Consider the following 13460-nt stretch of genomic DNA (forward strand, 5'->3'; position numbering starts at 1 on the left):
AGTCATGAGTGCGGCTCGTTCATTCATTCTCGTCAGCAGCTTGGCCTGCGGTCTCGCTCTCACTGGGACGAATCCCGCGCGGGGCGAGGTCTTTCTGCTCCGTTCCGGCGGTCGCGTGGAAGGGCAATGGCTGAACCCGCAACGAACCCAAGCTGACGATTACGTGCTGCGGACCTTCGCTGGCGTGCAACTCGCCCTGGCAGGACCGCAGGTACAACGCGTGCTGGCCACTTCGGACGTGCAAAAGCAGTACGAAGACCTGCTGCACAAATCGCCCGCCAGCGTGGCTGGGCATCTGCAAATGGCCCTGTGGTGCCGCGATGCTCAGTTGCTGTCGCAGCGGAAGTTTCATCTCGAAGAAATCATTAAACTCGAGCCCGATCACGAAGAAGCGCGGCTCGCACTCGGTTACGGTCGCTTTCCGAATGGGGGCTGGCTAAAGCCCGACGAATACATGCTGCGGCAAGGTTATGTGAAATCGGCCGGGCAATGGAAGTTGCCGCAAGAGATTGAGATCGAAGCGCGGGCTCGCGAATTTGAAGTGGCCGATAAGCAATGGCGCAAGCAGCTCAAAATTTGGCTCGGCAATCTCGATAGCAAGAAGTACGGCGGCGATGCCGTGCAGGGAATTCAAAACATTCGCGACCCAGCTGCCGCGAGCGCCGTGGCCGATGCCTTGGCCGACGAGACGCTGCCCAAACCGGTACGGATGATGTTTCTGGACGTCATCGGCAAGTTGCCGCCGGGTTCGGCCCTCGACACGTTGATTCGCCTGTCGATTCACGATGTGGACGAAAACGTGCGAGAACGCTGCCTGGCCGAGATCAAACGCCAAGCGCCCCACCGAGCCATTCCGGTTTACATCAAAGAACTGAAGAGCAAGGAAAATCACATCGTCCGTCGCGCGGCCGTCGGCTTGCACGTGATGGGCGGTCTGAGTGCCACGCAAGCGCTGATCGACGCGCTCGTTACCACGCATAAACTGGTGGTGAAGGGAAACCCTGGTCAGATGAGCGCCACGCTAGGAAGCGACTCCGGCGGCATGGGTGGCCTGAGCATGGGGCAGAAGACACAGGTCTATAAGCGCGACGTGCAGAACGAAGAAGTTCTCGCCGCCCTGGCATCGATTCATCCCGGCGTCAACTTCGCCTACGACAAAGACTCGTGGCGGCGCTGGTTTCTCTCCAACAAGTCGACCGTCGCCGCCGACCTGCGCCGCGGTGAGTAGCAATCGCCTGCGTTGCTGGGTTCAGTAAGCTGTGTTCAGTAAGTAGAGCGCGTGCATCAAAAAAAGCCCGCAACGGTTGGCCGTCGCGGGCTTGGATTTTTTCAGATTGCGGGCGCTAATTGCGGTTACTAGTCGAGCCTGCTGATTGCGATTATTCGCCAACGTAAGGGAGCAGGGCCATGAAGCGGGCTCGCTTGATCGCGACTGCAACGGCGTGTTGGCTGAGAGCGGTGCAGCCTGTTTTGCGACGGCTGACGATCTTGCCATGACGGTTGATCATCTTCTTGAGGAGCTCGATGTCCTTATAGTCGACGAAAATCGGACGGGGGCGTTCGCCATTGACGAAGATGGGATCGCGTTTCTTAATCTTGATGCGGGCCTTGGGGCGCTTCTTATTGCGCATGGCACCCTTGCCACCAGGACCGCCAAAGCGTCCGCCGCCACCGCCACCATCTCGTCCGCCGCCACCACCGCTGTACATCGACATAACTTGTGCGCTCTTAAAGTTCCATGGTCATACGCCGGCGAGACTTAGCTAGCCGGAGAACTTGAAAATTGGGAATCTGTGATTTTACGGTCTTTAGCCGCTAACGCAAGGCACATTCCAGCCGTTTCTTGGCATCGGCTGAGCATCATCGGCAAATTTCGCCCGTCAGCGTAAGTGCTTTCGGAAAAAGTACTTTGCGTCACTCCGCATTCAGCGGATAGACGGTTTTTCCCTCGATCACCGTGCGGACGACTTTAATGTCTTTGATCGTTTGCGGATCGACGGTCAGCGGGTCCGCGGCCAGCAGGACGAAGTCGGCGAGTTTGCCGGGCGTGATTGAACCCTTCTGTTTTTCTTCAAACGACGCGTAGGCCCCGTGCAACGTGCAAATGCGCAGGGCCTCGGCAGCGGCGACCTTTTGATTCTCGCCCCAAGTGCGCCCTTTGTAGTCGCGCCGGGTCACCATGCTTTGCATGGCCATCAGTGGTTCGAAGGGGCCCGGCACATAGTCGGAAGCACCTGCCACCTTGATGCCGTGATCGAGAAACGACCGATGGGCGAACATCGAACGCGTCCGTTCTTCGCCGTACTGAGCCCACTTGTCGCCGTGATAGTAGACGTAGGTATAGAACGGAGTCGGAATCGCCCCGAGCTTGGCCATTCGTTCCAGCAGCAGTTCGTTCACGAGCGTGCAGTGCTCGATGCGGAACCGCGGGTCTCGCTGCGGCCGCAGACGGTTGGCCAACTCAAAGGCGTTGAGCACCATATCGATGGCGACATCGCCGTTGGCATGCACCCCGACTTGAAAGCCCGCTTCGTGCGCCGCGAGCACCTGTTCGTTCAACTTGTCCTGTGTCGTCACCAGCAGGCCAAAATCGTTGGGCCGCCCGATGTAAGGCTTCGACATCCGCATTGTCCGCTCGGAAGCCGAGCCATCGGCATACAACTTGAGCCCGCCAATGCGCAGGTGGTTGTCGCCGAAGCCCGTGCGTAAACCAGCTGCCAGCCACGAATCGAATAAACTTGCGTGGGCCATGACGTAGACGCGAAAGAGCAACTCGCCGGCTTCGCGGGCATCTTGATAGGCGAGAAAGTTCGATTTATCGGCGTCGGCATCGTGAACCGAAGTGAGCCCCGCAGCAGTCATCAACTGCGAGATCACTTTGACACCATCGCGCGCCTGAGCGCGCGACGGAATCGGCAGCCGTTTGATTCGGTCGACTGCTTTTTCGGCCACATAGCCGCTTAATTCGCCGGCGCTGGTGCGGCCGAACTTGCCGTCAGCTGGGTCGGGCGTATCTTTCGTGATCCCTGCGCGCTCAAATGCCACGCTGTTGTAGATGGCCGTATGTCCGCCCCGATGCGTGACGCGCACCGGATGCTTGGGTGCCGCTTCATCAAGATCGGTGCGGAGTAGTGGTCGTCCATCGGTCAGCTTCGTATCGTCGTACTTGAAGCCAATGACCCATTCTCCCGCGGGAGTCTTCGCGACCTGGTGACGAATCGCCTCCTTGATTTCCGCGATGCTGCGGTGATCGCAATTTACATACATCAGGTGCTCGGCACCCGCAGCTGCGGGATGCGTATGCGCATCGATGAAGCCGGGAACGATGGTCATTCCTTCCGCATCGATCACCCGCGTGCGACGCGTGACGATCGCGCGAATTTCGGCCGTACTGCCGACGACGGCAAAGCGTCCATCGACCACCCCCAGCGCCGCTGCTTTTGGCTGGCGATCGTCGACGGTGTGGATGTTAGCATTGACGATGGCTAGGTCGAGCCCCGCAGAACCATCTGCCACTTCTTGGGCAAAGCTTCGGCCCGGCACTCCGCCCGTCAGTCCGAGCGCGGCCAGTGAAGCCCAGTGGACGAAACTTCGGCGCGAATGCCTGTGCATGGCCAATGACCTTCCGCGTGAATTCCACAGCCAAGCGTAATGAGCCCGGCACGATTGGCGGATTCTAACGGGTCGCCACGCAGAATGCGCGGCGATTCAAAGACACAAAAGTTGTTTCACACCAGGCAACTACCCTGTCATGCCGCCGTCGACGGTCAGCACCGCGCCGGTGACGTAACCCGCTGCGGGGCTGGCGAGAAACAGGACGCAGGCAGCGACATCTTCGGCTTTGCCGACGCGGCCAGCGGGGATGCGCTTCTTGGCTTCTTCGATGACGACATCGCCGAGGATCTTCGTCATTTCGCTTTCGATGAAGCCGGGGCAGACCGCGTTGATGGTAACTTTGCGCTTGGCCAACTCGCGGCTCATGCTGCGGGTGAAGCCGATCAAACCAGCCTTCGAGGCCGAGTAATTGGTTTGCCCAGCGTTGCCCATCAGGCCACTGACGCTCGACATGTTGATGATCCGGCCATAGCGCTGGCGCATCATCAGGCGGCTGGCGGCACGGGCAAAAAGGAACGGCCCGCGGAGATTGGTGGCGATTACTTCGTCCCATTGTTCGTCGCTCATGACGGGGAGGAGCGTATCGCGCGTGACGCCGGCATTGTTGACGAGAATATCGATGCGGCCCCACTTTTCGTTGATGTCGTTCATCAACTTATCGACGGCAGAAGACTCGCGCACATCGCAGGGGAAGGCTTCACCTTGACCGCCAGCCGCGGTGATGTCGGCCACGGTGGCAGCCAATTTTTCGGCATTGCGGGCGATGCAAGCGACCTTCGCGCCACTCTTGGCCAAGGCGACGGCAATCGCCTTGCCCAGCCCTTGCGAGGCGCCGGTGACGACCGCAATCTGTCCGCTGAGATCGACCTTCAAGCTGTCATAGGGATTGTCGGCCATCGAATTCTATCCTTATCAATGTCCGCAAGTAGCCCGACGCGTCAGCGAGGGTGAGCAGCGAACTCCAGGAAAAGTTTTACGCTTCAATGCCTTCGGCGGCGACCTTGCGATCGATCCGCTTGAGCAGGCCGCGGAGCACGCGTCCGGGACCAATTTCCCAGAAGGGGGCAAAGCCTTGACCGAGCAGCGACCGCATCGAATCTTCCCAGCGAACCGGTGATACGACTTGCTGAACCAGCAAGTGGCGAATCTCGTGCGGATCGTCGTGGGCCAGAGCATCGACATTCGAAATCACGGGAATGCGTGGGCGAGTGAGCGGCACATGTTGCAGGGCGGCAGCCAGGCGTTGCACCGCGGGTTGCATGATCGACGTATGAAAGGCACCTGCGACGGAGAGACGAATGGTCTTCATCGCCCCAGCTTTTTCGGCCAGTTCGGGTACGCGATCACAGGCCGACTTGTGGCCGCTGATGACGATATTGCCTGGGCAAAGCAGGTTGGCGATCTGCAGCACTTCGCCCGGTTGGCGAGCTTCGTCGCACAGAGCTTGGACTTGTTCGATGGTCAGACCGAGCACGCTGACCATGCCACTGGGGACGGCATCGGCGGCATCTTGCATGGCTTGGCCACGCTGCTGCACAACTTTCAGGCCGTCTTCGAAGGACATGACGCCGGCAAAGACGAGCGCCGTGTATTCACCCAAGCTCAGGCCCGCGGCAGCTTGGGCTTCGTTGGCGACTTCCGGCTTGGTGGCTTTGAGTTGTTCGAGGGCGGCCAAACTGCAAACATACAGGGCCGGCTGGCTATGCACGGTGGAATCGAGCTTTTCGCTCGGGCCTTCGAAGCACAATTGGGCCAAATCGTAGCCCAAGACGCTGTTAGCGCGATCGAACAGCGACCGCGCAGCGGGGAGTGTTTCGGCTAACTGTCGGCCCATGCCGACTGCCTGTGCACCTTGCCCGGGAAAGAGTATTGCAATCTTGCTCAAGACCAGCGATCCGCTTTAGGTCTCTTCCGATTCCACAATCACCCGGCCCATATAGTAGCCGCATTTTTCGCAAACTACGTGTTGCAGCGTGGACGTGCTGCATTTTGGGCAGAACGACAGTTGCTTGGCCTTTTTGGCGTGGTGAGCGCGGCGTTTGCCGGTCCGCGAATTGGAATGTCGTCGCTTTGGTACAGCCATGACTTCTTCTCGAAACTACCGACGGAACCGCGAAAAAACGGGCAGCCGTCTGCTAACCAGGATTTGCAGAGAAACGACCGAATTTAGGGCTGCGATCAAGACCTGTCAAGGCGTTTTAATCGACCCAACCGCGACTGGCCAACGGTTCTAGCGACGATTTCGCCTGTCCGAACCGCATTCGCTCCGATTTCGCCTCCCGCTATTTCGTTGCGTTTTGCCGGGAACCAACTAGGATAAAGGCCGAGCGAAGGTATCTGCCGCGCAGGGGCGGGCGGACCTGGGAGGATCTTGACGCTCGCGATTGGTCAATTTGAGCCTGTTTTGATCAGCGGACCGCCGCTGCCTTCTCACCGTGCGCAGTAACTAATCGCCAGCCACTCGACCAGACGCGAATCGCCCATCTCGCACGCTCCAACTTTCGTCTCATCGGAACAAGGCTCACTAATGCGCACTCTTTCTCGTCCTTTCTTGGTCGCTTGCGGCCTCACGTTGTTGCTAGCTGGTGCAGCGGTCGCCCAGAATAACAACGGTGGTGGTAACAATGGCGGCGGCAATAATGGCGGCGGTAATAACGGCGGAGGTGGTGGGGGCGGCGGCTTCGGTGCTGCTGGTGTCTTGATCGACCCCAACGGCACGCTGAAGATGCGCCGCTTTGACGAACCGAATGGCCAACTGACGATGCGCCGCATCGCGGAAGCCCGCGCTCGCCTGCCTGGCAATCTCGCCCAGCAAGCTCCGCTGCGCAAGGTTTCGCTTAATCGCCTGGAAGCAGCCATTGCTCAGCGCGCGGCCAATGGACAGGGTCCGACCGACGAAATGAAGTATCTGGCCGGCCTGACCCGCGCTCAGTACGTCTTCTTTTATCCCGAGACTCGCGACATCGTGATCGCTGGTCCTGCCGAAGGCTACGTCGCCGATCCCTCGGGTCGGATGATTGGCATGAACTCCGGTCGGGCGATTGTCGAACTTCAAGATTTGGTCGTCGCCCTGCGAGCCTATCCGCCACAAGGCAAACCGACCCAAATCATTGCTTGCTCGATCGATGCCACGCAGGAAGGCCTCGCAAATCTGCAAAAGTTCTTCGCCAGCTTTCATGGCCGTCTCCCCTCCGGTGGCGAAGCTCGCATTGCCGAAGGCGCTCGCAATGCACTCGGCCTGCAAGTGGTCACCATTCGCGGCCTGTCCCCCAAGACTCACTTCGCGCAAGTGCTGGTCGAAGCTGACTACCGCATGAAATTGATTGGCATCGGACTGGAACAGCCGCCAGTTCGCATTCCCAGCTATGCTTCGCTGGCCACGGCAGCCACGGTTCGCGGCAATGCGATGCAACGATGGTTCTTCACTCCGAATTATGAATGTGTGAAGGTCAGCGAAGACGAACTGGCCATGGAATTGGTCGGCGATGGCGTCAAGTTGATTGGTGAAGACGAAGTGGTGCAGGCCGATGGCACACGTGTGGCTGCAGCTGGTGGCAAGAACAAAGCCAGCCAACAATTCTGTCAGCAGTTTACGACCAACTATGCTCAATTGGCCCAGCGGAGCCCTGTTTATGGTCAGCTGCGGAATTTAATCGATTGCTCGGTCGCAGCTGCCTTTATTCAACAGCAAGATTATTATGGCAAGTGCGCCTGGAAGATGGAGCACTTTGGCGACGAGAAGAAGTATCCAGTCGAAACTTGCGAAACGCCCAAGATGGTCGAAACGGCCTGTTCGGTGCTGAAGAAGGGGAGCCAAACCGCTTTCCCGATTGGTGGCGGCGTGCACATCGAAGCTCGCACGGCGCTTGAACCTCAATATCGGGTAGCCGATGATGGAGGCAAGCTGCAAGCCGTTCGCAACAAAGTCACCACCGACAAGCTCACGGAAAATCAATGGTGGTGGGATTAGTCTTCCGCCCAGTTCATTTTTGTCCCTTTCATTTGTACCTCAACCGATTTCTCTTCGTACCTCAATAGGTTTGTATCTTCTCGACGGCAATGATCATTTAAAAGGCACTGATCATGCAAAAGTTCACTCGTTCGATTTTGGTCGCGTTTAGTTGCGCCCTATTGTTAGCCGGCACCGCACTGGCTCAAAACAATAATGGTGGCAACAACAACGGCGGCAATAATAATGGTGGTAACAACGGCGGCAATAACGGCGGCGGCGGTGGCAACCTGTTCGGTGCCGCCGGTGTGATGGTGGATGCTGGCGGAGTGCTGAAGGTGCGGCGCTTCGACGAGCCCAATGGGCAACTCACCATGCGCCGCCTGGCTGAGGCCCGCGCCCGCTTGCCCGGCAATCTGGCCCAGCAAGCTCCGCTCCGTAAGGTTTCGCTCAATCGCCTGGAAGCAGCCATTGCCCAGCGCGCCGCCAATGGACAGGGCCCCACGGATGAGATGAAGTATCTGGCCGGTCTGACGCGTGCTCAGTACGTCTTCTTTTATCCCGACACGAACGACATCGTGATCGCGGGCCCCGCGGAAGGCTATGTCGCCGACCCTTCGGGGCGCATGATCGGCATGAATACGGGCCGGGCAATTGTCGAGCTGCAAGACCTGGTCGTTGCCCTGCGTGCGTTCCCGCCCCAAGGCCGGCCGACGCCGATTATTGCCTGTTCGATTGACGCCACCAAGGAAGGTCTCGCGAACCTGCAGAAGTTCTTCGCCAGCTTTCATGGCCGCATGCCTGCCGGTGGAGAACTTCGGATTGCCGAGGGTGCTCGCCAAGCGCTGGGTTTGCAAGAAGTGACCATTCGTGGCCTGTCGCCCAAGACTCACTTCGCCCAAGTCCTTGTCGAAGCCGACTATCGCATGAAGCTGATCGGCATCGGGCTCGAGCAGCCCCCGGTTCGGATTCCCAGCTATGCTTCACTTGCTAGCGCCGCAACCGTGCGGGGCAATGCCATGCAACGGTGGTTTTTCACGCCCAATTATGAATGCGTGAAAGTCAGTGACGACGAACTGGCCATGGAACTGGTCGGCGAAGGGGTGCAACTAATTGGCGAAGATGAACTGGTGCAGGCCGACGGCACGCGTGTGGCTGCGGCTGGCGGCAAGAACAAAGCCAGTCAGCAATATTGCCAGCAGTTCACCAACAACTACCCACAATTGGCTCAGCGCAGCCCGGTCTATGGCCAGCTGCGCAATCTGATTGACTTGTCGGTCGCAGCTGCCTTCATTCAGCAGCAGGATTACTACGGCAAGTGCGAATGGAAGATGGAGCACTTCGCGGACGAGAAGAAATACCCCGTCGAAACCTGCGAAACTCCCAAGAATGTCGAAACAGCTTGTGCCGTAATGAAGAAGGGGAACCAAACCTCGTTCCCCATCGGCGGCGGTGTGCATATCGAAGCCCGCACGGCCCTTGAGCCGCAGTATCGCATTGCCGACGAAGGGAGCAAACTGCAAACCCTCCGCAGCAAAGTAACCACCGACAAGCTGGCCGAAAATCAATGGTGGTGGGACTAATTCCCGCGACGTTGATTTTGACCCTGAATTGAATGACCCCTGGGGGACAGTCGTCGTCCAGGGGTTTTCTGTTGGGCGAATGCCAGCCGGCCGATTCTGTGGGCAAGACTTCAACCTGGGCAATCTTTCAACTTCCGCGCCCGCCGTTCGATTTCTGGCGGAATATTTCTGCAAATTTTCGGCCCGCTCGTGACCAGCCTAGTCAACGTGTGCGCATCAAGAACAACGGCAAGACATGATGCCTAATTAAATCTCACTTGATTTAGAACAAAACAACATATGTACCGTTGTTGTTGTGGATTTATTTCGGAGCCCCGTGATTAGTAACAGGCACTTGGCTCTGGAAACTGGAAATTTTGGCTGGGGATGCCGGAAATTTCGGCAGGGATAATGGAAATTGAATTTGCCCGATTTCGGAAACGAAAACTCGTAAGTAGCTGAAAACGAAATACTTACGATTGCGGATCGAGTTTGAATTTCGAAGAATAACGGAAATTTCCGAACTACGACGGAGCAACGATGGGCAATTTGGGAAGGAGAGGCCTGGGAGGCAGCAGTCAGGAAAGTTCATCGCCGGTGAGGATGACAGCCAGGACCTGGCCGATGGCGAGAGGCTCTTCGGGACCAACACAGCGTTGGACGAGGCGACCACTGGCAGGGGCGGCGAGGTCGACCGAGACCTCGCCAGCAACGACTTCCAGCAGTCGGTCTCCCTCGACGACGCGCGAACCCTGGTCGGCCAGCCAGGAGCAGGCAAGAACCGGAATGTCGCCCAGGTCGAGGTCAGCGAGCAGGAGCGGCACATGTGGCATGAGGTATGTTCGCAGTTGGCTCAGGGCGAAGAGCGTCGAGCCAGAACGAGGGAAGACACAGGGCTGGGCTTGTACCTGCCACGGGCAAGCCGGGTCAAGGTCAGCGGGAGAAGCGAATGCACACGGAGTGTCCAAGCCTGAGGAACGTCTCAGGAACCTGGAAGTTGACCTGCCGATGTTCATTGCCCTGCTGAGGTGGCTTGCGGCAATTGGATTGGAAGGAGGATCGTACCGGTGATTACAGAGTAAACCGTACCGAAAAACGATGAACAGCGGCACACGCCGCCGTCCGCGGCTGGCTTCCGGAACCGGGCGATTGGGGCCCCTCATATCCGTTTCGACAAGTTTTCCCGACATTTTACCGCTTTCCCTCGACTCCAGTCTTGACATGGCCGAACACTTTAATAAGATTCGCCATAGAACGACTTCTGTCTCACTTGTAAGCGGTACTCTTTGTCGCAACGAAAGTTGCGGCTACCGGTCGGATCGAAGGCCTCCTGGGCACCACCCGTTGGGTAGCAGCCCGAGGACCGAATGATTCGGCGGTAAGAGCGCTTCTCTCCCCGAAGGCCGCAGAGGGTGCGGCCGCCCCTGAATGTCACCCAAGCCGACGGATTCCACTGCCGTTTCGCCGAAATTCTGCTGACCTGCACGCCGGTCCTTCCTGAGATTGCCCAGCGTTTCCTTAGCAGCATCTGGTTGAACAGCAACACCAACAGAATCACCAGTTCCCAGGCAGAATGGCGCGATTTTCGCCCGCTCCGCAGCGAACTGAGGTTATTGGGCCAGTGACGCATGGGTCAAAAGGGCGGAGAAGTGTTCAGCGATTGCTGAAGCTGTCTTGCATGGTCGGGCTGTTGCCAGCCGGTAACAGTTGACCCAGAAATGGCTGACACATGCCGTCCTCTGGTACTTCGGTGCGAATTTGCCGTGCGCTGGCTGCCCCTTTTTTGGGACCTGTTGCCAGCGGCGAACGAGGCACTTGCTAGACAGAAGTAGTCGGGCTCGCAGATGCACCTTGCTGGCCTGCAAATGAATGTTGGCTGGTGTTCGGACTCGGCTCTCCTCTTGGGGATGGCAGCAGACCGCACCGATCCTGCCTGAGATTAGCTTGCTTTGTGCCGGCAGCAGTTCGATCTGTCTCGCATCCTGCGGACAGTTGGCGATTGCTGCGTTTCCGCACCGATGGGCAAGAATTCGCCTGGCAGATAGCAGCAGTTCTCGAACAACAAAGTAGTACTCGCTTAAAGCGTACTCAGCGTTTTGGTCTTAGTTTTCGAAGTTTTTGGTGAAGCATGGGCAAGAAGAAATTCCGTCCTCGCTCCTCGGGTGGCCGAGGTGGCTCGCAAGGTGGTGGTTACGGTGGCGGCGGCGGATACCGCGACCGTGATGGCTACGGCGGTGGAGGAGGCGGAGGTGGTTACGGTGGCGGCGGAGGTGGCGGCAATGGCTACGGCGGTGGAGGCGGTGGTGGTGGTGGCCGCTCGCGTCGTCGTCGTCGTCCCCCAGGCCAAGGTGGCGGCCCCGGTGGTCCTGGCGGCGAAGGGGGCGAACGTCGCCCGTTGCCCGGTGACGATACCGGCGTTCCCGGCGAGATTCCGTTCGGCGGCGAAGCAGCTCCCGAGGGGACCGTTCCTGCTGGTGCCAATGGCGCATATCCCGTGCCAGCGGGCGTCGAAATGCAACTGGAGCAAGGCTTTGGTCTGCTCGAAATGCACCCCAATGGTTACGGCTTTTTGCGCAGCCCCGAGAACTACTACAACCGCGAACGTTCCGATCCATTTGTGCCCGGCACGATGATCGAGCGTTTCGGCCTGCGAGAAGGGGTGATCATCAAGGGGACGGTCCAGCCTGCTCGCAAGCAGCAAGGCCCCCGACTGCGAGAAATTCTCGATGTCGACGGCATGCCGCCCGAAGATTACTTGAAGGTCAAAAACTTCGACCAGAAGACGCCGATCAATCCCGATCAGTGGTTCCGCCTCGAAACGGGCGCGGCCCCTTTGACGACCCGCGTGATGGATCTCCTCACGCCCCTCGGTCGCGGTCAACGTGCACTGATCGTCGCTCCGCCTCGCAGCGGTAAGACGATCCTGCTGCAACAGACCAGCCAGGCGATGAGCGTTAACTATCCCGAGGTGAAGCAGTTCGTACTCCTCATCGACGAACGGCCGGAAGAAGTCACCGACATGCGCCGCAACGTGAAGGGCGAAGTCGTGGCCAGCAGTCTCGATAACGATATCGAGAGCCACGTGCGATTGGCGCAACTCGTCATCGAACGCTGCAAGCGATTGGCCGAAATGGGGCAGGACGTTTTCGTGCTCCTCGATTCGATCACTCGTCTGGCCCGGGCCTACAACAAGTACGTGGGGAACAAGCGGGGGGACGGCATCCAGACCGGCGGTCTCGGCACCCGGGCGATGGACGTCCCCAAGAAACTGTTCGCGACGGCTCGCGCGTTCGAAGAGGGTGGTTCGGTCACGATCATGGGCACCGCCCTGATCGAAACCAACAGCCGCATGGACGACGCGATCTTCCAAGAGTTCAAAGGCACGGGCAACATGGAGCTCGTCCTCGACCGCAAATTGGCCGAGCGACGCGTTTACCCAGCCATCGACGTGCAGCAATCGGGCACTCGGCGCGAGGAACTCCTCCTGCCTGCTGAACACCTGCACGCGGTGACTATGCTGCGGCGCACCTTGTCGTCGATGAACCCGGTCGATGCCATGGAACAGCTGACTAAGCAACTCGGCAAGTTCAAGACCAACGCCGAATTCATCATGCTGATCACCAAGGCCGGGTCGCGAGACTAACCCTCGCTGTCACTTCGATTGATCTTTCGACGCAGGGTTCACCAAGTGGCCCCTGCGTTTTTTATTGATAACTGCCGTGCGACCGCGCCTGGCAATAGGCACGCTGCCAATTGCCTTAGTGTCGCGGGTAACTTAAGATAAAAATCCTCGCTGAAACTCAGTCTCAACAGGCATCCGCGAGTTTCCCGCCGCTTCCCCTCCCGCAGCCGAAGTGATTCGCCGTGCTAGACATCATCCCTTTGCAAATGCTGCTGGCCGGGCAAACCGCGCAGGTCGATCAATTGCTCGGCGCGCCAGACGACGTGCAACGACTGCAAGAGATGGGGCTCCGCCCTGGCACTTGGGTCGAGATGGTCCGGCAGGACGAAGCCTGCATCATCAAGTTGAATTCCAATACGGTCTGCCTCCGCGGAGCCAATGTGTTTCAGGTCATGGTTCGTCCTGGGGCCGACCAATGACCACGCTGGCGGAAATGAAGATCGGCCAAAGCGCCAGTGTGACCTCGATCGATGGTGTCGATGAGATCAGCATCAGGCTGATGGAAATGGGACTCGTCCCTGGCACCGAGTTCACCATTCTCGGCACCGCCCCGCTGGGCGACCCGCTCGAAATTGAAGTGCGCGGCTACCGACTCAGCCTGCGCAAATCAGAAGCATCCCGCGTGCAAGTGACGGCTGTCTAATCAGCCCCA

At 58.6% G+C, this 13460-nt stretch carries 12 protein-coding genes; 6 read left to right on the forward strand and 6 right to left on the reverse strand.

The genetic code is table 11. From position 1 onward, the window contains the following. The first annotated feature begins 4 nt into the window (after positions 1-4). On the forward strand, positions 5-1228 hold the full coding sequence (locus ETAA8_RS29935; RefSeq protein WP_145097678.1) for a HEAT repeat domain-containing protein: 1224 nt from the start codon (positions 5-7) through the stop codon (positions 1226-1228). A gap of 151 nt (positions 1229-1379) precedes the next feature. Here the strand turns inward: ETAA8_RS29935 and rpsR are convergent, their stop codons facing one another. The 5 genes from rpsR to rpmF all read right to left on the reverse strand — a co-directional run bounded on the left by rpsR (position 1380) and on the right by rpmF (position 5698). Then, entirely contained in the window at positions 1380-1715 is a 336-nt protein-coding gene (rpsR, locus tag ETAA8_RS29940; protein ID WP_449224059.1) for a 30S ribosomal protein S18, read from the reverse strand. A 199-nt stretch (positions 1716-1914) separates the two neighbouring features. Beyond that, the gene (locus ETAA8_RS29945) at positions 1915-3612 is read right to left on the reverse strand and encodes an amidohydrolase (RefSeq protein WP_145097681.1); all 1698 of its coding nucleotides are present in this window, start codon (positions 3610-3612) and stop codon (positions 1915-1917) included. A 129-nt stretch (positions 3613-3741) separates the two neighbouring features. Next, positions 3742-4512 (reverse strand): 3-oxoacyl-[acyl-carrier-protein] reductase, encoded by a 771-nt coding sequence (fabG, locus tag ETAA8_RS29950; RefSeq protein WP_145097684.1) that lies wholly within the window; start codon positions 4510-4512, stop codon positions 3742-3744. A gap of 76 nt (positions 4513-4588) precedes the next feature. Next, on the reverse strand, positions 4589-5500 hold the full coding sequence (gene fabD / locus ETAA8_RS29955) for an ACP S-malonyltransferase (protein ID WP_145097687.1): 912 nt from the start codon (positions 5498-5500) through the stop codon (positions 4589-4591). Between the two features lie 15 nt (positions 5501-5515). Beyond that, a complete protein-coding gene (gene rpmF, locus ETAA8_RS29960; protein ID WP_145097689.1) occupies positions 5516-5698 on the reverse strand; it encodes a 50S ribosomal protein L32 in 183 nt (60 codons plus the stop codon). A 444-nt stretch (positions 5699-6142) separates the two neighbouring features. Between rpmF and ETAA8_RS29965 the strand changes: the two genes are divergently transcribed. After that, complete coding sequence (locus ETAA8_RS29965; protein ID WP_145097692.1) at positions 6143-7585, forward strand: DUF1598 domain-containing protein; 1443 nt, start codon at positions 6143-6145, stop codon at positions 7583-7585. Between the two features lie 113 nt (positions 7586-7698). After that, positions 7699-9147 (forward strand): DUF1598 domain-containing protein, encoded by a 1449-nt coding sequence (locus tag ETAA8_RS29970; RefSeq protein ID WP_145097695.1) that lies wholly within the window; start codon positions 7699-7701, stop codon positions 9145-9147. Between the two features lie 557 nt (positions 9148-9704). Here ETAA8_RS29970 and ETAA8_RS29975 read toward each other — a convergent pair. Next, positions 9705-9959 (reverse strand): biotin/lipoyl-containing protein, encoded by a 255-nt coding sequence (locus tag ETAA8_RS29975; RefSeq protein ID WP_145097697.1) that lies wholly within the window; start codon positions 9957-9959, stop codon positions 9705-9707. Positions 9960-11254: 1295 nt separating this feature from the next. On the opposite strand from ETAA8_RS29975, the gene rho reads away from it, so the two are divergent. From rho to ETAA8_RS29990, 3 genes are all read left to right on the forward strand, one after another. Continuing rightward, positions 11255-12769 carry a transcription termination factor Rho gene (gene rho, locus ETAA8_RS29980; protein WP_145097700.1) on the forward strand — a complete coding sequence of 505 codons (1515 nt, stop codon included), beginning with the start codon at positions 11255-11257 and terminating at the stop codon, positions 12767-12769. A 221-nt stretch (positions 12770-12990) separates the two neighbouring features. Further along, positions 12991-13227 (forward strand): FeoA family protein, encoded by a 237-nt coding sequence (locus ETAA8_RS29985; RefSeq protein WP_145097703.1) that lies wholly within the window; start codon positions 12991-12993, stop codon positions 13225-13227. After that, positions 13224-13451: a FeoA family protein gene (locus tag ETAA8_RS29990; RefSeq protein ID WP_145097705.1), complete on the forward strand. Its 228-nt coding sequence runs from the start codon at positions 13224-13226 to the stop codon at positions 13449-13451. The genes ETAA8_RS29985 and ETAA8_RS29990 overlap by 4 nt, the downstream gene beginning before the upstream one ends. Positions 13452-13460 lie beyond the last annotated feature (9 nt).

The sequence above is a fragment of the Anatilimnocola aggregata genome (assembly GCF_007747655.1).
Taxonomy (GTDB): Bacteria; Planctomycetota; Planctomycetia; order Pirellulales; family Pirellulaceae; genus Anatilimnocola; species Anatilimnocola aggregata.